Raw genomic sequence first — 18,920 nt, forward strand, 5'->3', positions numbered from 1 at the left:
TTTTCAGATCCGATCAAGAAATTTAATTTTGGGTAGTTCAACAGGAGCAGCGACGCCCAAATATCTAACCATCCTAATGGCCGCTGGACTTAAATCAAATTCAAGGCCCTGTTCTTCCAACTCGGATATTAAAGAATCCTCTTCACCAACGTTGAGAGAACAGCGATCCGACATGGATGCCCTGATCAAATCGACAACATCTTTTTCCCTCCCAAACCAGTCCGCTATGCTCAGTCCTCCACCCGCTACGAGCACGATGATTCCCGCGTTCTCGCTTGAGATCATCTGCCCGCCGGTCGCAAAAGGAGGAAGGCCACGCTCAGCCTCGCCGGCATATGATGAGTCGGGCCAGTCGCGCGTCGTGTACGCTAACGTGCTGCGTTGCTCTTGCATCAACTGAATATGGCCGAAGCGGTCTCGCTCATCGGTGATAAACCCTTGACCGGTATAAACCTCCGGCTTTTGCGTCCACAGGATCAATGCAGCCAGATTTTGGTGCTCGCCAAATTTTATTGCGCTGCTCATTAAGCTCGAAGCCAAGCCTTTTCCACGGGATTTTTCATCCACACAGACTAAACCTATGAGCCCAACAGAAACGTCTTTGCTGACATCCAGGGTTCTAATGACTAACGCAGCAATTGTCTCATCAGAGACTGATGAGTCCTTGATTTCGACACAAGAGACCTTTTCGACGCACGACATCCAAGGAAAATGGGTGAGAAGGTCGATTCCCCGCCCTCTGGAGGAAAAAAAAACCTCCCAAAACAGTTGACGAGCACTCTCCGGAACCCCCGAAGAAATAACTGGTTTGAACGTAGGGTCCATCCGATGTGACTCCATTTATTAAGGCGGCACAAGACAAAATGACAAAATTCTGACTCGAGATTTTACCGTTTTTATCGTTGCTCCGCACTCAAAAGCCCCAGGGACGAGAAAGACCACTCAGACTTCAATATTGGGTTGAGCGAGACGCTAGGCCTCTCACGCGAACACCCAAGCGCATCGATTGCTCATAGGACGCTCTCCTATCTCCTGAGTTCCCACATGAAGGCAACGAAAACGCTCTCCTCCAGCACCCTCAGGAAGAATAAAACGCGTTCGCAGGAGAACCTGGATCAGCCGTAAATACGAGCATATAGCCGCAAAAGGAATCACTTAACCTGGGGACTTTCCACCCTCATGGGAAGACTCACCATCGCAGGACGACTGGCCGCCCAGCCACGCGTAAGCGCGATGACCCCACCGAGAAGACCGCCCGCAATCAGGCCAAACAGAATGATCAGTGTTTTTTTCGGTTTCACCGGCTGCAATGGCTCCAGGGCCTGCCGATCAATAACGACAAGCTTGAGATTGTCCAAGTTGACATTAAGGTTCTTCAACCGGGCGATTTCGGCGCGTAACGGCTCTATGCCCGCAAGAAAAATATCTTCATTTTTACGCTGATTTAGCACTTCAATTTGTCGATTTGACTTGAGCAATTGCAACTCTTTTGCTATTTGCGAGATACGCCCCTCGGTGAAATCGTCTGACTTGCGTGCCATCAACGCCGCGCGTTCAGCCTTTAGTGCATCCACACCCATAAAGTAAAGGGGGATTTGCTGATTGTTTATTTCTGTTCGCATAACACTAACGCTCGAACCCGCCGAGTCCCCCAAAGACGTAGGCGTGGTCGGCTTAACAATCCCCAACGAACGCGCGATACCAATAGCCTCATCTAACTGGGCTACACGGTAAGTGCGCTGGGTCTTCAACTGCTCACGAAGGGCTTTTAGCTCATCCATTAACTGAGAACGACGCAAAACGTCAACCTCTTGCAAAGAAGCAATTTTGCTCTGCTTATCATTTAAATAACCTGAGCGTGCCGCCTCCAACTTACCTTGCAGCTCTCTGAGCCGATTTTTCACAATCACATCAATATCCGCGGCAACTTGCTTGCGCTCGACGGCAACGGCATAGGCTACAAAACCATTAAGAATAGAAACACCATCAACGCCTTCAGGGTAATTCATCTCAAGTTTTAGAAATGAACTTAAGGCGTCGGTATTTTTTGTGTTCGATGTGGAAAGATTGATGGAGTTCCGATTAAACTCTTCGAAACTTTGCTCCAAGCTCCGCCCTGGACGTACAAAGGCCTTGAATAACTGTTGATTCTCACGAAAGAACCCGAGCCTTGTCTCATAAGACTCCAGCGAAGTTCCGACCTTTAAAAGCGCAGCACTGGGAGGAAGCGTATAAACCTCTGACCGGTTCAGCGCATCCAGCTCGTTGATCGCAACAGGGCGCAAGACGCTACTTACCTGATACACCGGAGTGACCGTGAAGGCATACATGCCAGCCAGCAAGCCAGTGCCAGCCGCCATGATCATGATGAGCTTTTTTTGCCGCCAAATCGCTTGAAATAGCGCGACGATATCGATTTCGTCAGACGGTGGTACGGGTGGAGCGCGAAAACTACTACTCACAACAAAGACCTGCCTTCAAAGAGAAACTGCTGGCTCGTTATGCAGACTTAATTGTGTGGGTTCTTTTATTCTGTTTATCTAGCCGCTAAGTCCCAGCGTCTCTGCCAAGTTTTTAGCGCACAATTGCCCGTTTCGAGAACTGATCTCAGTTTGCCAGCTATCCGACACATTACAAGTCTTGACATATCCGTAGGAATACTCCTACGGCACTAGGGGAAACCCTCACTGGCTTCGTTCGAGGAGAACAAAAAAGGGAAAAAATTCTGAATGGACGAGACAACACTGAATGTAACGTCCGCATAACTTCCTACAGTGACCTCATCAATACGGCACCATGCATCGATCGAGACTCAATTTAAATAAAATTATCTGACGAACGGTACCCAACACCCTCACAAGCCTTTGCAAAGCAATCTGGAAACGCGACTAGATCCTTCCCGCGGCAACGGCCTTACGGCGGCGATTGCGAAACAAAGCCCCCAATAGCGGCCCGATCAACATTCCAACAATAAAGGCGCCCACAATAAATACCGACGCCGGTGCCTGCCCAGTAGCAAATCCCAGGAATGAAAGGGACACGTTCCGCTGATTCTCCAGCACAAATGCCACTACTACCAAAGCTACAATCAGCACCGCCAGCACAACTGCAACGCGCTTAACCCCACGCATAACCTTCTCCTACCCCAAAAACACTCAGACGCCTTCTTCCTCATCTTCGTTCACCCGATCCCGCAATTCCTTGCCCGGCTTGAAGTGAGGCACGAACTTGCCATCGAGGCTAACGGATTGGCCAGTCTTCGGGTTACGCCCCACACGCGGCGCCCGGTAATGCAGCGAAAAGCTACCAAACCCACGAATCTCAATCCGATCGCCGGTGGCCAGGCACTGCGACATCTGTTCAAGCATAGTCTTGATGGCTAGCTCCACATCTTTGGATGAGAGCAGCCCTTGATGGGTGACAATTCGTTCGATCAACTCCGACTTCGTCATATTTTTCCCTTCTTTTTCAAGCAGCTAGGAAAAGCGCTTCGAAGGTTTTAGCATGACCGGAGGAATTTGAACAGCCCATGTATTGACTTATATTCAAAGACTTGGGGTGTAACTCGAAGAGAGTTGGCATTACGCACTACGACAGCCAGCTCTCGCTCAGCCTCGCTGGAGCCACTTCAGCGCATTCACTGTCAGATACAGCCTACGAGGTCGAATAAACTGCCAGCGAGACGACAGCGCCTCAGCCGCATAACGCCAAGGCGACGTTGCACACAACACCAAATTCCAGGCACAAAAAAGGGCGACCGAAGTCGCCCTTTTTCTATGGTCTGACAGAACTTAGTTCTGTTTTTCCATTTGTGCACGCAGCAGGTCGCCCAGAGTGGTAGGACCAGCAGAAGGCTCAGAGGTAGCTGGCTTGTCGCGCAGGCTCTGGATGGCTTCTTTCTCTTCAGCGTCGTCTTTCGACTTGATGGAGAGCTGGATTACGCGGCTCTTGCGGTCAACGCTGATGATCTTGGCTTCTACTTCTTCGCCTTCTTTCAGAACGTTGCGCGCGTCTTCAACGCGGTCACGGCTGATTTCGGAGGCTTTCAGAGTCGCTTCGATATCGTCGGCCAGAGTGATGATGGCGCCTTTAGCGTCAACTTCCTTCACGATGCCTTTAACGATTGCGCCTTTGTCGTTCTCTTGAACGTACTCGGAGAACGGATCGCTTTCCAGTTGCTTGATACCCAGGGAGATGCGCTCGCGCTCTGGGTCAACCGACAGGATAACGGTGTCCAGCTCGTCGCCCTTCTTGAAACGACGAACAGCTTCTTCGCCAACTTCGTTCCAGGAGATGTCGGACAGGTGAACCAGGCCGTCGATGCCGCCGTCCAGACCAATGAAGATACCGAAATCGGTGATCGACTTGATGGTGCCGGAGATTTTATCGCCCTTGTTGAACTGGCCAGAGAAATCTTCCCATGGGTTAGATTTGCACTGCTTGATGCCGAGGGAGATACGACGACGCTCTTCGTCGATGTCCAGAACCATAACTTCCACTTCGTCGCCGACTTGTACGACTTTCGAAGGGTGGATGTTTTTGTTGGTCCAGTCCATTTCGGAAACGTGTACCAGGCCTTCCACGCCTTCTTCCAGCTCTGCGAAGCAGCCGTAGTCGGTCAGGTTGGTAACACGTGCGGTGACGCGGGTGCTTTCTGGGTAACGAGCCTTGATAGCGACCCATGGATCTTCGCCCAGCTGCTTCAAGCCCAGGGAGACACGGTTGCGCTCACGATCGTACTTCAGAACCTTGACATCGATCTCGTCGCCAACATTGACGATTTCCGATGGATGCTTGATACGCTTCCAAGCCATGTCGGTAATGTGCAGCAGGCCATCGACGCCACCCAGATCGACGAATGCGCCGTAATCGGTGAGGTTCTTGACGATACCTTTGACTTGTTGGCCTTCCTGCAGGGATTCCAGCAGAGCTTCACGCTCGGCGGAGTTCTCTGCTTCCAGGACGCTGCGACGGGAAACGACAACGTTGTTGCGCTTCTGGTCGAGCTTGATGACCTTGAATTCGAGTTCTTTGCCTTCCAGGTGCGTGGTGTCGCGCACAGGACGAACGTCGACCAAAGAACCTGGCAGGAACGCACGGATGCCGTTAACGTCGACAGTGAAGCCGCCTTTAACCTTACCGTTGATAACGCCCTTGACCACTTCTTCAGCTGCGAAGGCTGCTTCGAGAACAATCCAGCATTCAGCGCGCTTGGCTTTTTCACGGGACAGCTTGGTTTCACCGAAACCGTCTTCAACCGAGTCCAGAGCAACGTGAACTTCGTCACCGACATTGATAGTCAGGTCACCAGCATCGTTGTAGAACTGTTCCAGCGGGATCAGAGCTTCAGACTTCAGACCAGCGTGAACGGTTACCCAGCGAGCTTGGTAATAGATATCAACGATAACACCGGTGATGATGGAGCCTGCCTGAAGGTTCAGGGTTTTTAGGCTTTCTTCAAAGAGTTCCGCAAAGCTTTCGCTCATTTTAATTCCTGTTGATAAGGGCGAAGAATACGCCCATCTCCACACCCCAGACGGTGTGGGTCAGTTTCAATTAAAAGAAGCACCACAGGACTATGACTGGTCCCCTGCGGCCTTCTTGGTCACCCGGCGATATCGCGAATGGCGATTTCACTCAAGATGCGTTCCAGCACCTGCTCGATGGACAACTCCGTGGAATCCAGCTGTATGGCGTCAGCCGCCGGCTTGAGCGGGGCTACCGCACGCTGGGTATCACGCTCATCGCGTGCACGGATCTCATCTAGCAGACTCGACAGACTAACACCATCGACTTTGCCCTTCAACTGCAAGTAACGGCGGCGGGCCCGCTCCTCGGCACTGGCAGTCAGGAAAATCTTCAGCGGCGCCTCAGGAAACACCACCGTGCCCATGTCGCGGCCATCGGCCACCAGACCCGGCGGCTCCTGAAAAGCCCGCTGGCGCTGCAGCAGAGCGTCGCGCACCGCCGGCAATGCGGCGACCTGGGAAGCCCAGGAACCGACCTGTTCGTTACGCAGGTCATCGGTCACATCGTCCCCTTCCAGGATGATGCGCTGAGGATGACCTTCCGTCGCCCCGACGAACTGCACGTCGAGGTGCGCAGCCAGCAGCTTCAGCGATTCTTCGTTGGTCAGGTCGACGCCATGGTTACGTGCGGCAAAGGCCAGCAAGCGGTACAGCGCCCCGGAGTCCAGCAGGCACCAGCCCAGGCGCTTGGCCAGGATGCCGGCGATCGTGCCTTTGCCCGAGCCACTTGGCCCGTCGATGGTAATCACCGGTGCTTTGATATTCACAATTGAGCCTCTTGGGCAACACGAATGCCGACTTGGGCACACAGTGTAAGAAAATTCGGAAAAGACGTAGCCACGTTGGCACAGTCATGGATACGAATCGGCGCAGCCGCTCGCAGGGAGGCCACGCTGAAGGCCATGGCAATCCGGTGATCACCATGGGCATGCACTTCGCCGCCGCCTATAACGCCACCGTCGATGATAATCCCATCAGGTGTCGGTTCACACTTCACGCCCAGGGCGAGCAGACCGTCGGCCATGACCTGGATCCGGTCGGACTCCTTGACCCGCAACTCCTGCGCCCCGCGCAATACCGTTCGGCCTTCGGCGCATGCCGCCGCCACGAACAGCACCGGAAATTCATCGATAGCCAGCGGAACCAACGCCTCGGGAATCTCGATCCCCTTCAACGGCGCCGCGCGAACACGCAAATCAGCAACCGGCTCGCCACCCACTTCCCGCTGGTTTTCCAGGGTGATATCCGCGCCCATCAACCGCAGGATATCGATCACCCCGGTACGGGTCGGATTGATGCCCACATGCTCAAGCAAAAGCTCGGAGCCTTCGGCAATCGACGCCGCCACCAGGAAGAACGCCGAAGAGGAAATATCCCCGGGTACTTCGATATGGGTTGCGGTCAGCGCGTGACCGGACTCGACCGAAGCCGTAGCGCCCGCCACCTCCACCGGATAACCAAACCCACGCAACATCCGCTCGGTATGGTCACGGGTCGGCGCCGGTTCGGTAATCGAGGTTTTACCCTCGGCGTACAACCCAGCCAGCAACAGGCAGGATTTAACCTGAGCACTGGCCATCGGCAATGCGTAGGTCAGCCCCTTAAGTGCCTGGCCACCGCGAATGGTCAGCGGCGGGCGCCCTTCCGGCCCGGTCTCGATCACCGCGCCCATTTCGCGCAATGGCTTGGCCACGCGATTCATCGGACGCTTGGACAGCGAGGCATCACCCGTCAACACACTGTCAAAGCTCTGAGCCGCCAGCAAACCGGACAACAGCCGCATGGAGGTGCCGGAGTTGCCGAGATAGATCGGACCCGGCGCCGACTTCAACCCATGCAGACCAACCCCGTGAATGGTGACGCGCCCATGGTGCGGCCCCTCAATCACCACCCCCATGTCGCGAAACGCCTGCAAGGTCGCCAAGGCATCTTCCCCCTCCAGGAAACCCTCTACCTCGGTGACACCGTCCGCCAGAGAGCCGAGCATGATCGAGCGATGGGAGATCGATTTATCCCCAGGCATCCGAATCTGCCCGCTCAAGCGACCACCGGGACTGGCGAGAAACACCAGGTCATCCGCGCTTGCAGCCGCATCCATATAAGCCCGACGCGCCAAAATCTTGCTGAAATGCTCCCGCGCCACCCGCGCACGGGTGAACACGCCCAACAACTGATGCCCGTCGCCCGCATCCACTGCGTCGCGCAAGGCGTCGAGGTCGCTGCGGAAGGTATCCAGGGTACGCAGTACTGCATCGCGGTTAGCGAGGAAGATGTCGTGCCACATCACCGGGTCGCTACCGGCGATCCGGGTAAAATCACGGAAACCGCCGGCGGCGTAACGGAAAATCTCGAGGTTCTCGTTGCGCTTGGCCAACGAGTCCACCAGGCCAAACGCCAGCAAATGCGGCAGATGGCTGGTCGCCGCCAACACTTCATCGTGGCGCTCGACCTGCATATGCTCGACATCCGCCCCCAGCTCGCGCCAAAGCCGATCCACCACGGCCAATGCCGCAGGATCGGTTTCATCCAGCGGCGTCAGAATCACTTTATGACGACGGAACAGCTGCGCATTGGACGCCTCAACGCCGCTCTGCTCGGACCCGGCAATCGGATGCCCAGGCACAAACCGCGCAGGCATGCCACCAAAGGCCAACCGCGCCGCACGCACCACATTGCCCTTGGCACTGCCGACGTCGGTCAGGATCGCCTGACCCAGATCCATGCCGGCCAACAGCGCCAGCAACTTCTCCATGGCCAGGATCGGTACCGCCAACTGAATGACATCCGCACCCCGACAGGCAACGGCGAGGTCCGCCTCACAGCGGTCCACCACGCCCAACTCCACCGCCAGCTTGCGCGACTGCGGGTCCAGGTCCACACCGACCACTTCGCCACACAGGCCGCTTTCCCGCAGGCCCTTGGCGAAGGAGCCGCCGATCAATCCCAGACCGACCACCACCAGGCGACCGATCATAGGCACAGCAGGTTGCAATGCAGTGACATCAACCACGAGCCAGAACCTTGGCCAGCGCCTCGAGGAAGCGGCTGTTTTCAGCAGGCAGTCCAATGGTGATGCGCAAGTGGTTCGGCATGCCGTAATTGGCCACCGGACGCACGATCACACCTTCACGCAACAGGCCCTGGAACACAGGAGCGGCCACTTGACCCAGGTCGACACAAATGAAGTTGCCCTTGGAAGGAATCCAGCCCAAACCCAGCTCACGGAAGCCTTCCTGCAACTGCAGCATGCCGCTTTCGTTGAGGCGACGGCCTTCCTCAAGGTATTCAGCGTCCTGCACCGCAGCGCAAGCGGCCGCCAGCGCGAGGCTGTTGACGTTGAATGGCTGGCGAACGCGGTTCAGCACATCGGCCACCACCGGGGTGGACAGGCCATAGCCGACCCGCAACGACGCCAGGCCGTAAGCCTTGGAGAACGTACGCGAGACCAGCAAGTTCGGATAAGCCGCGAGGAAGTCCAGGCCATCCGGCAGGTCGCTGCCTTCGGCGTACTCGATGTAAGCCTCGTCCAGCACCACCAGCACGTGCTCCGGCACGTCTTGCAAGAAGTTGTCCAGCACCTCGGCGCTGAACCAGGTACCGGTCGGGTTGTTCGGGTTGGCGATAAACACGACGCGGGTCTGCTCATCGATGGCCGCCAGCATGCCCTGCAGGTCATGACCCCAGTCTTTCGCAGGAATCACGCGCGCCTCGGCACCAACGGCCTGAGTGACGATCGGATAGACCGCAAATGCATGCTCGCTGAACACAGCGTTCAGGCCCGGCGCCAGATAGGCACGGCCGACCAGCTCCAGAATGTCGTTGGAGCCGTTACCCAAGGTCACCTGATTCAGCTCAACGCGGCATTTTTCCGCCAACAAGGACTTGAGCTCAAAACCGTTCCCGTCCGGATACCGAGTCAGCTCAGCCAGCGCGTCACGAATCGCAGCCAATACCTTGGGGCTTGGGCCCATCGGGTTTTCGTTACTGGCCAGTTTTACGATCTTCGACGGATCCAGGTTCAACTCACGCGCCAGCTCGTCCACAGGCTTGCCCGGAACGTAAGGCGACAGTTGTTGCACGCCCGGCTGTGCCAGGGCGAGGAAGTTGCCACTCATGTTAAAGCCTCACAAAACCGCTTTCGGGTAAGAGCCCAGCACCTTGAGTGCCACGGCTTCCTGACTGATTTTCTCGAGCACACCCTTGACCAGTGGGTCGCGGTGATGGCCGACGAAGTCGATAAAGAACACATAAGTCCATTTACCGCTGCGCGAAGGACGCGTCTCGATTCGCGTCAGGTCAATCCCGTTGTCGTGGAACGGCACCAGCAGCTCATGCAGCGCGCCAGGCTTGTTGCTCATGGAAACGATGATCGACGTCTTGTCGTCGCCGGTCGGCGGCACTTCCTGGCTGCCAATCATCAGGAAGCGCGTGGAGTTATCCGGGCGGTCCTCGATTTTTTCGGCCAGGCGCGTCAGGCCGTACAGGCCAGCGGCCATGTCGCCGGCAATCGCCGCCGAATTCCACTCACCCTTGACCCGCTTCGCCGCTTCGGCGTTGCTGGACACTGCCACGCGCTCCACATTCGGGTAGTGCGCGTCCAGCCACTTGCGGCACTGGGCCAGGGACTGGGCGTGGGAATAGATGCGGCTGATGCTGTCGGTCTTGGTGTTTTCACCCACCAACAGGTGATGGTGGATACGCAGCTCAACTTCGCCGCAGATCACCATGTCGTGCTCAAGGAAGCTGTCGAGGGTGTGGTTGACCGCGCCTTCAGTGGAGTTTTCCACCGGCACCACGCCAAAATTCACCGCACCGGCTGCCACTTCACGGAACACTTCATCGATCGCTGCCATCGGCTTGCTGATCACCGCGTGGCCGAAATGCTTCATGGCCGCGGCTTGGGTGAAGGTGCCTTCAGGGCCCAGGTAAGCCACTTTCAGCGGCTGTTCCAGCGCCAGGCACGAAGACATGATTTCACGGAACAACCGCGCCATTTCTTCGTTGCCCAACGGGCCCTTGTTGCGCTCCATCACGCGCTTGAGCACCTGGGCTTCACGCTCCGGCCGGTAGAACACCGGCACTTCGCCTTCAGCCAGGGACGCCATTTTCACCCGTGCAACTTCCTGGGCGCACCGCGCGCGCTCACTGATCAGCTCCAGGACTTTCTCGTCCAGGCTGTCAATGCGTACGCGCAGCGCCTTGAGTTCTTGCTCAGACATTAGCCGTGTTCCTTTTCGAACTCTGCCATGTAAGCCACCAGCGCCTTGACGGCGTGGATATCGACAGCGTTATAGATGGAGGCGCGCATGCCACCTACCGAACGGTGGCCCTTGAGGTTCAACAGGCCGCGCTCGTCGGCGCCGGCCAGGAATGGCTTGTCCAGGCGGTCGTCAGCCAGACGGAACGGCACGTTCATCCACGAGCGATCGGTCAGGTTGATCGGGTTGCTGTACAGGCCACTACTGTCGATGAAATCGTACAAGGTACGTTTCTTCTCTTCGTTGAGCTTGCCCATGGCAGCCACACCGCCCTGCTCTTTCAGCCATTCGAACACCAGGCCCGACAGGTACCAGGCGAAGGCCGGCGGGGTGTTGTACATCGAGCCGTTATCGGCCGCGACCTTGTAGTTGAGCATGGTCGGGCACAGCGAGCGCGCACGCCCCAGCAGGTCTTCACGGATGATGTTGACCAGGATGCCGCTCGGGCCGATGTTCTTCTGCGCGCCGGCGTAGATCATGCCGTACTTGGACACATCAATAGGACGCGAAAGGATGTCCGAGGACATGTCGCACACCAGCGGAACATCGCCCACTTCCGGCACCCAGTCGAATTCCAGGCCGCCGATGGTTTCGTTCGCTACGTAGTGAACGTAGGCCGCGTCTTTCGAGAGCTTCCACTCGTTCTGCCCGGGGATGGCGAAATAGTCGTAAGGCTTGGCAGTGCCCGCCACATTGACGTGACCGTAACGGGACGCCTCTTCAATAGCCTTCTGCCCCCAGATACCGGTATCGATATAGTCGGCAGTGCCACTTTCCGGCAGCAGGTTCAGCGGGATCTGAGCAAACTGCTGGCTCGCGCCACCCTGCAGGAACAACACTTTGTAGTCAGATGGGATGTCCAGCAAGTCGCGCATATCCTGCTCGGCCTTGGTGGCAATGGACACGAACTCATCGCTGCGATGGCTCATTTCCATCACGGAGAGGCCTTTTCCATGCCAGTCGAGGAGTTCACCCTGCGCGCGCTGCAGGACTGCTTCAGGAAGCGCCGCGGGACCGGCACAGAAGTTATAGGCTCTCTTGCTCACATCCAATCTCACTCTGATCTGGTGGGGTGGTGCAATAATTCGGGGTTTCAACATTTTCAAAAGGGACAAACAACAAGGGGGCGAATCTTCATCCGCCCCCTGTGTGTCCGCTTATTCCTGCGGTTCTTCTTCGTCTGCGGCAGCGTCGAGTGTTGGCTCGTCGACGCCGTCATCGGCATCGCCGATCACTTGCCCCTCGAGTGCAATCCCCTCTTCACCTTCCAGCTCTTCGCCTTCCACTTCCGATGGCTCCTGGACACGCTCGAGGCCGACCAGTTTTTCGTCCTTGGCCAGCTTGATCAAGGTCACGCCCTGGGTGTTACGCCCCAGGCTCGACACTTCATCAACCCGGGTACGCACCAGGGTGCCCTGGTCGGAAATCAGCATGATTTCCTCGCCGTCGAGCACCTGGACCGCGCCGACCAGACGGCCATTGCGGTCGTTGCTGACCATGGCGATAACGCCCTGGCCACCACGTTTGTACTCCGGGAACTCGCTGATAGCGGTGCGCTTGCCATAACCACGCTCGGAAGCAGTGAGGATCTCGCTGCCTTCTTCCGGGATCAGCATCGAAATCAGCTTCTGCCCTTCCGGCAGACGCATGCCGCGCACACCGCGGGCGGTACGGCCCATGGCGCGAACGTCGGATTCCTTGAAGCGCGTGACCTTGCCGCCGTCGGAGAACAGCATGACTTCACGCTCGCCGTCGGTGATGGCTGCGCTGATCAACACGTCGCCTTCGTCCAGTTCGAGGGCGATCAGGCCCACGCTGCGTTGACGGCTGAAGGATTCCAGCGGGGTCTTCTTCACGGTGCCTTTCGCAGTGGCCATGAAGATGAAGTGACCTTCGGTGTACTCGTCCACCGGCAGCATGGTGGTGATGTATTCATCACTGTCCAGCGGCAGCAGGTTGACCAACGGACGACCACGGGCGGCGCGGGACGCTTCCGGGATTTCGTAGGTTTTCAGCCAGTACACCTTGCCCTTGCTGGAGAACAGCAGCAGCGTTGTGTGGCTGTTGGCGACCAGCAGGTGAGCGATGTAGTCCTCATCCTTGACGCCGGTAGCCGATTTGCCTTTACCGCCACGGCGCTGGGCCTGGTACGCAGCCAACGGCTGGGTCTTGGCATAGCCACCGTGGGAGATGGTCACGACGCGATCTTCTTCCGGGATCATGTCACCCAGGGTCAGGTCGAGACGGGCATCGAGAATCTCGGTGCGGCGCACGTCGCCGTATTCGGCGCGAATCACTTCCAGTTCTTCGCGGATCACTTCCATCAGGCGCACGGCGCTATTGAGGATGCGGATCAACTCGCCGATCTGGTTGAGAATCTCCTGGTACTCGGCCAGCAGCTTCTCGTGTTCCAGGCCGGTCAGACGGTGCAGACGCAGTTCCAGAATGGCCTGGGCCTGTTCCGGCGACAGGAAATATTTGCCGTCGCGCAGGCCGTATTGTGGGTCCAGGGTCTCCGGACGGCACGAATCGGCACCGGCACGTTCAACCATCGCCACTACGGCGCTGGATTCCCACGGCATCTTGATCAGGGCTTCTTTAGCTTCCGACGGGGTCGGCGAGGCCTTGATCAGGGCGATGACCGGGTCGATGTTCGACAACGCAACCGCCTGGCCTTCCAGGATGTGGCCGCGTTCACGGGCCTTGCGCAGTTCGAACACGGTACGGCGGGTCACCACTTCGCGGCGGTGACGCACGAAGGCTTCCAGCAGATCCTTGAGGTTCAGGATGCGCGGGCGGCCGTCGATCAGCGCTACCACGTTGATACCGAATACGCTTTGCAGCTGGGTCTGGGCGTAGAGGTTGTTGAGGATCACCTCAGGCACTTCGCCACGACGCAGCTCGATCACCACGCGCATACCGTCTTTGTCAGACTCGTCGCGCAGTTCGGTGATGCCTTCCAGTTTCTTCTCTTTAACCAGCTCGGCGATCTTCTCGATCAGACGCGCCTTGTTCAACTGGTAAGGCAGTTCGGTGATGACGATCTGCTGACGGCCACCGACCTTGTCGATGTCTTCGATGATCGAGCGGGCGCGCATGTAAATGCGGCCACGACCGGTACGGTAAGCTTCGATGATGCCGGCACGACCGTTGATGATCGCGGCCGTCGGGAAGTCCGGGCCGGGGATGTACTGCATCAGCTCATCGACGGTCAGCTCGGGGTTGTCGATGAGGGCCAGGCAACCGTCGATCACTTCACCGAGGTTGTGTGGCGGGATGTTGGTGGCCATGCCCACGGCGATACCGCTGGAGCCGTTGACCAACAGGTTAGGAATACGGGTCGGCATGACCGCCGGGATCATTTCGGTGCCGTCGTAGTTCGGCACCCAGTCCACGGTTTCCTTGTGCAGGTCCGCCAGCAGCTCGTGCGCCAGCTTGGTCATGCGCACTTCGGTGTATCGCATAGCCGCAGCGTTATCGCCGTCGACCGAACCGAAGTTACCCTGGCCGTCTACCAGCAAGTAGCGCAGGGAAAACGGCTGGGCCATCCGAACGATGGTGTCGTACACCGCAGTGTCGCCGTGAGGGTGATACTTACCGATCACGTCACCGACAACACGGGCAGATTTCTTGTACGGCTTGTTCCAATCGTTACCCAGCTCGCTCATCGCGAACAGCACACGCCTGTGCACGGGCTTCAAGCCATCGCGCGCATCAGGCAGTGCCCGACCGACAATTACGCTCATCGCGTAGTCGAGGTAGGACTGTTTCAGCTCGTCTTCGATATTGACCGGGAGGATTTCTTTGGCCAGTTCGCCCATGAGAAGCCTGATTCCTTTTTCGGGTGAAACCTCGTCACATCCTATGGGACGAACGAAGCTCGCCGCTGCCGGCATGATGCCTGGCAACGACTTACGACAAATCAACGAGTTATGACACGGATCTGCGCATTAAAGGTTACCCCTTGGGGTGACCCTGGAAACCGCCGGATGTTATCACAATCGCCGCCACGCACCTATCCCCCTGATGCGCATGGAGCATAGTAAGTTGACGGATGACAGGCTTGACGGCGACGAGAGGGGCTTAGAAATGAATCCAGGGCGTTTTTTGGAGGCGAATTGCCTTAATGCAGGCGTTTACGACACATCAATTGCGCCATCTTCGCCGTGTCCGGGCGTTCGACGATGCCTTTTTCAGTGACGATCACATCAATCAGGTCCGCTGGCGTCACGTCAAATACCGGATTGAAGGCGTCTACATCGGCGGCTACACGGGTGCCGCCGACTTCCAGCAGCTCCCGGGCGTCGCGCTCTTCAAGCGGCACGTCATCACCACTGGCCGCCATCAGGTCGATGGTGGAGCTGGCTGCCACCACCATGAAGCGCACGCCGTGGTGCATGGCGCACACCGCCAACTGATACGTGCCGATCTTGCTGACCACGTCACCATTGGCCGCAATGCAGTCGGCACCGACGATCACCCAGGTCACGCCCTTGGTCTTGAGAATATGCGCGCCGGCCGAATCGGCATTCACGGTGACGGGGATGCCCTCATTGGCCAACTCCCAGGCCGTCAGCCGCGAGCCTTGCAGCCAGGGCCGGGTTTCGTTGGCGTAGACCCGCTCCACCATGCCTTCCAGGAACGCCCCGCGAATCACGCCGAGGGCGGTACCCACGCCGCCCGTAGCCAGCGCGCCTGCATTGCCATGGGTCAGGATCGCCTGGACGTTGCCCTGGTGCTTGCGGATCAGTTCCACACCCAGTTGCGCCATGGTCAGGTTGGCTTCGCGGTCGCTTTGGTGAATTGCCACCGCCTCGGCTTCGAGTACCGCCAGCGGGTCGGCGTGTTTCTTGAGCCGATCGAGGCAATCGCGCATACGCTTCATCGCCCAGAAAAGATTCGATGCCGTCGGACGGGAATCCGCCAGCAGCGCGTAGTCCTCTTCCCAGGCGGCCTGCCAGTCATCGCCCTCAGCGATGTGAGCACGGGCGGCCAGCACCAGACCATACGCCGCACTGATCCCAATGGCCGGTGCACCGCGCACCACCATCAAGCGAATGGCCTCGGCCACTTGCGCCGCACTGGTACAGGCGACCCAGGTTTGCGCAGATGGCAAAACACGCTGATCGAGCAGGTGCAGTGCGCCATCACGCCAGTCGATGGCCTTCACTTTCTCCGCTGCCAACAGTCGATCGCGCATCCCTCACCCCGCACTCATGAACAAAAGCCGCCGATTATAGCGATCCGCCAGCCAGGACGCTCGGGTATACTTCGCCGTTCTTTATAGATGCTTGGGAAACTGCCCTCGATGACACCGACTGCCGCCCCGCTCGACTTATTGCTGCTGCCCACCTGGCTGGTACCTGTCGAGCCTGCCGGCGTAGTGCTCAAGGAGCACGGCCTGGGCATTCGTGACGGACGCATTGCGTTTATCGGCCCACGCGCTGCGGCCCTGAAGCTCGCAGCGACCGAAGTGCGCGAACTGCCGGGCATGCTGCTCAGCCCCGGCCTGATCAACGCCCACGGCCACGCGGCCATGACGCTGTTTCGCGGCCTGGCCGACGACCTGCCGCTGATGACCTGGCTGGAAAACCACATCTGGCCCGCCGAGGCCAAGTGGGTCGACGAAGCCTTCGTGCGCGACGGCACCGACCTGGCGATCGCCGAGCAGATCAAAGGCGGTATCACGTGTTTCTCGGACATGTACTTCTTCCCGAAAGTCGCCAGTGAACGCGTGCACAACGCAGGCATCCGTGCGCAAATCGCCATCCCGATCCTGGATTTCCCGATTCCCGGTGCCGCTGACGCCGACGAGGCGATTCGCCAGGGCGTCGAGCTGTTCGGCGACCTCAAGCATCACCCACGGATCAAAATCACCTTCGGCCCCCACGCGCCGTACACCGTCTGCGATGAAAACCTGGAAAAAATCCGCATGATCGCCGAGGAGCTGGACGCCTCGATCCACATGCACGTGCATGAAACCGCCTTCGAAGTGCAGCAGTCCGTTGAACAGCACGGTGAACGCCCGCTGGCACGGCTTGGACGCCTCGGCTTGCTGGGGCCGCGCTTCCAGGCCGTTCACATGACCCAAATCAGCGATGACGACCTGGCTTTGCTGGTAGAAAGTAACACCAGCGTGATCCACTGCCCGGAATCCAACCTGAAACTGGCCAGCGGCTTCTGCCCGGTGGAACGCCTGTGGCAAGCCGGCGTCAATGTGGCAGTAGGCACCGACGGCGCCGCCAGTAACAATGACCTCGACCTGCTGGGCGAAACCCGCACCGCCGCGTTGCTGGCCAAGGCCGTCGCCGGCTCGGCCACCGCCCTGGATGCCCACCGCGCCTTGCGCATGGCCACCCTCAACGGCGCCCGGGCCATGGGCCTGGAAAGTGAAATCGGCTCGCTGGAAGTCGGCAAGGCCGCGGATATCGTGGCCTTCGACCTGTCGGGCCTGGCGCAACAACCGATCTACGATCCGGTCTCACAGCTTATATATGCCACCGGACGCGATTGTGTGAAACACCTTTGGGTCGGCGGCAAGCAATTGCTCGACGACCGGCAACTGACCCGCCTGGATGAACAACAGGTGTGCGCCACGGCCATCGCCTGGGGCCAGCGCATCAGCGGACACAGCGAATAACGCCCACCCTGGCAGCGCATGCCAGGGCCGGCAAAACGTTTTATCAGATTTAGAGGATTCCCCATGAGCAACGTCGACCACGCTGAAATCGCCAAATTCGAAGCCCTCGCCCATCGCTGGTGGGACCGCGAAAGCGAGTTCAAACCCCTGCACGACATCAACCCGCTGCGGGTCAACTGGATTGACGAGCGCGTCAACCTGGCCGGCAAGAAGGTACTGGATGTAGGTTGCGGCGGCGGGATTCTCAGCGAATCCATGGCCCAACGCGGCGCCACCGTGATGGGTATCGACATGGGCGAAGCCCCATTGGCCGTGGCCCAGTTGCATCAGCTGGAATCCGGCGTGAGCGTTGAATACCGGCAGATCACCGCTGAAGAGCTGGCCGAAGAGATGCCCGGGCAGTTCGACGTGGTCACCTGCCTGGAAATGCTCGAGCACGTGCCGGACCCATCCTCGGTGATCCGCGCCTGCTTCAGTATGGTCAAGCCCGGTGGCCAGGTGTTCTTCTCCACCATCAACCGCAATCCGAAGGCCTACCTGTTCGCGATCATCGGTGCCGAATACATCATGAAGCTGCTGCCTCGCGGCACCCATGACTTCAAGAAATTCATCCGCCCTTCCGAGCTGGGCGCCTGGAGCCGCCAGGCCGGGCTGACCGTCAAGGACATCATCGGCCTGACCTACAACCCGCTGACCAAGCACTACAAGCTGGCCAGCGACGTTGACGTCAACTACATGATCCAGACCCTGCGCGAGGAGTAAGCCTGTGAAGTTGCGAGCGGTTCTTTTCGACATGGACGGTACCCTGCTGGACACCGCGCCGGACTTTATCGCCATCTGCCAGGCCATGCGGGCTGACCGCGGCCTGGCGCCGATGAACGACCAGCACATCCGCGATGAAATCTCCGGCGGCGCCCGGGCGATGGTTGCCGTGACCTTTTCCATGGACCCCGAATCCCCAGGCTTTGAAGAGCTGCGCCAGGAATTCCTGGAGCGTTACCTCAAGGGCTGCGCGATTCACAGCAAGCTGTTCGAAGGCATGGAAGAGCTGCTGGTGGATATCGAGAAATCCAAGCTGATCTGGGGCGTGGTCACCAACAAGCCACTGCGCTTTGCCGAACCGATCATGCAGCAACTGGGCCTGGCGGAACGCTCGGCACTGTTGATCTGCCCGGACCACGTGAAGAACAGCAAGCCGGACCCGGAGCCGTTGATCCTGGCGTGCAAGATGCTCGACCTGGACCCGGCGAGCGTGCTGTTCGTGGGTGATGACCTGCGGGACATCGAATCGGGCCGCGACGCCGGCACCCGCACCGCGGCGGTCACCTATGGCTATATCCACCCGGACGACAACCCGCGCAACTGGGGTGCCGACGTGGTGGTGGATCACCCGCTGGAATTGCGCAAAGTGCTGGACAGCGCGCTGTGCAGCTGCTGATTGGGACTGCCTGAGGTAGATGCAACTTTGTGGCGAGGGAGCTTGCTCCCGTTGGG

At 58.3% G+C, this 18,920-nt stretch carries 15 protein-coding genes; 3 read left to right on the top strand and 12 right to left on the bottom strand.

What is annotated here, in order from left to right; all coding sequences use genetic code 11:
• Positions 1 to 3 precede the first annotated feature (3 nt).
• The 12 genes from BLU46_RS07190 to mtnA all read right to left on the bottom strand — a co-directional run bounded on the left by BLU46_RS07190 (position 4) and on the right by mtnA (position 15,986).
• Entirely contained in the window at positions 4 to 825 is an 822-nt protein-coding gene (locus BLU46_RS07190) for a GNAT family N-acetyltransferase (RefSeq protein ID WP_157721292.1), read from the bottom strand.
• A 326-nt stretch (positions 826 to 1,151) separates the two neighbouring features.
• Positions 1,152 to 2,462, bottom strand: coding sequence for a Wzz/FepE/Etk N-terminal domain-containing protein (locus BLU46_RS07195; protein WP_081253202.1), 1,311 nt, complete (start codon positions 2,460 to 2,462; stop codon positions 1,152 to 1,154).
• A 426-nt stretch (positions 2,463 to 2,888) separates the two neighbouring features.
• Complete coding sequence (locus BLU46_RS07200; protein ID WP_063032161.1) at positions 2,889 to 3,131, bottom strand: LapA family protein; 243 nt, start codon at positions 3,129 to 3,131, stop codon at positions 2,889 to 2,891.
• 24 nt (positions 3,132 to 3,155) lie between these two features.
• Positions 3,156 to 3,452 (bottom strand): integration host factor subunit beta, encoded by a 297-nt coding sequence (gene ihfB, locus BLU46_RS07205; RefSeq protein ID WP_003218804.1) that lies wholly within the window; start codon positions 3,450 to 3,452, stop codon positions 3,156 to 3,158.
• Positions 3,453 to 3,791: 339 nt separating this feature from the next.
• On the bottom strand, positions 3,792 to 5,486 hold the full coding sequence (gene rpsA / locus BLU46_RS07210) for a 30S ribosomal protein S1 (RefSeq protein WP_093200246.1): 1,695 nt from the start codon (positions 5,484 to 5,486) through the stop codon (positions 3,792 to 3,794).
• Positions 5,487 to 5,605: 119 nt separating this feature from the next.
• Positions 5,606 to 6,295, bottom strand: coding sequence for a (d)CMP kinase (cmk, locus tag BLU46_RS07215; protein ID WP_003172653.1), 690 nt, complete (start codon positions 6,293 to 6,295; stop codon positions 5,606 to 5,608).
• A complete protein-coding gene (locus tag BLU46_RS07220) occupies positions 6,292 to 8,502 on the bottom strand; it encodes a bifunctional prephenate dehydrogenase/3-phosphoshikimate 1-carboxyvinyltransferase (protein WP_231988894.1) in 2,211 nt (736 codons plus the stop codon). The genes cmk and BLU46_RS07220 overlap by 4 nt, the downstream gene beginning before the upstream one ends.
• A 28-nt stretch (positions 8,503 to 8,530) precedes the next feature.
• On the bottom strand, positions 8,531 to 9,643 hold the full coding sequence (gene hisC / locus BLU46_RS07225) for a histidinol-phosphate transaminase (RefSeq protein ID WP_063032165.1): 1,113 nt from the start codon (positions 9,641 to 9,643) through the stop codon (positions 8,531 to 8,533).
• Between the two features lie 9 nt (positions 9,644 to 9,652).
• The gene (gene pheA, locus BLU46_RS07230) at positions 9,653 to 10,747 is read right to left on the bottom strand and encodes a prephenate dehydratase (protein WP_003218812.1); all 1,095 of its coding nucleotides are present in this window, start codon (positions 10,745 to 10,747) and stop codon (positions 9,653 to 9,655) included.
• Positions 10,747 to 11,832, bottom strand: coding sequence for a 3-phosphoserine/phosphohydroxythreonine transaminase (gene serC / locus BLU46_RS07235; RefSeq protein ID WP_093200255.1), 1,086 nt, complete (start codon positions 11,830 to 11,832; stop codon positions 10,747 to 10,749). Before serC ends, pheA begins: the two co-directional genes overlap by 1 nt.
• A 111-nt stretch (positions 11,833 to 11,943) precedes the next feature.
• Positions 11,944 to 14,607, bottom strand: coding sequence for a DNA gyrase subunit A (gyrA, locus tag BLU46_RS07240; protein ID WP_017477315.1), 2,664 nt, complete (start codon positions 14,605 to 14,607; stop codon positions 11,944 to 11,946).
• 302 nt (positions 14,608 to 14,909) lie between these two features.
• Positions 14,910 to 15,986 (bottom strand): S-methyl-5-thioribose-1-phosphate isomerase, encoded by a 1,077-nt coding sequence (gene mtnA, locus BLU46_RS07245; protein WP_093200257.1) that lies wholly within the window; start codon positions 15,984 to 15,986, stop codon positions 14,910 to 14,912.
• A 108-nt stretch (positions 15,987 to 16,094) separates the two neighbouring features.
• Here mtnA and BLU46_RS07250 point away from each other — a divergent pair, with 108 nt between their 5' ends.
• The 3 genes from BLU46_RS07250 (at position 16,095) to mupP (ending at position 18,864) form a co-directional block, all read left to right on the top strand.
• Positions 16,095 to 17,426, top strand: a complete 1,332-nt coding sequence (locus BLU46_RS07250; RefSeq protein WP_063032171.1) for a TRZ/ATZ family hydrolase — start codon at positions 16,095 to 16,097, stop codon at positions 17,424 to 17,426.
• 63 nt (positions 17,427 to 17,489) lie between these two features.
• Positions 17,490 to 18,188 carry a bifunctional 2-polyprenyl-6-hydroxyphenol methylase/3-demethylubiquinol 3-O-methyltransferase UbiG gene (ubiG, locus tag BLU46_RS07255; RefSeq protein ID WP_093200259.1) on the top strand — a complete coding sequence of 233 codons (699 nt, stop codon included), beginning with the start codon at positions 17,490 to 17,492 and terminating at the stop codon, positions 18,186 to 18,188.
• Positions 18,189 to 18,192: 4 nt separating this feature from the next.
• Positions 18,193 to 18,864, top strand: coding sequence for an N-acetylmuramic acid 6-phosphate phosphatase MupP (mupP, locus tag BLU46_RS07260; protein WP_063032175.1), 672 nt, complete (start codon positions 18,193 to 18,195; stop codon positions 18,862 to 18,864).
• Positions 18,865 to 18,920 lie beyond the last annotated feature (56 nt).

It is taken from the genome of Pseudomonas yamanorum, from assembly GCF_900105735.1.
GTDB classification, from domain to species: domain Bacteria; phylum Pseudomonadota; class Gammaproteobacteria; order Pseudomonadales; family Pseudomonadaceae; genus Aquipseudomonas; species Aquipseudomonas yamanorum.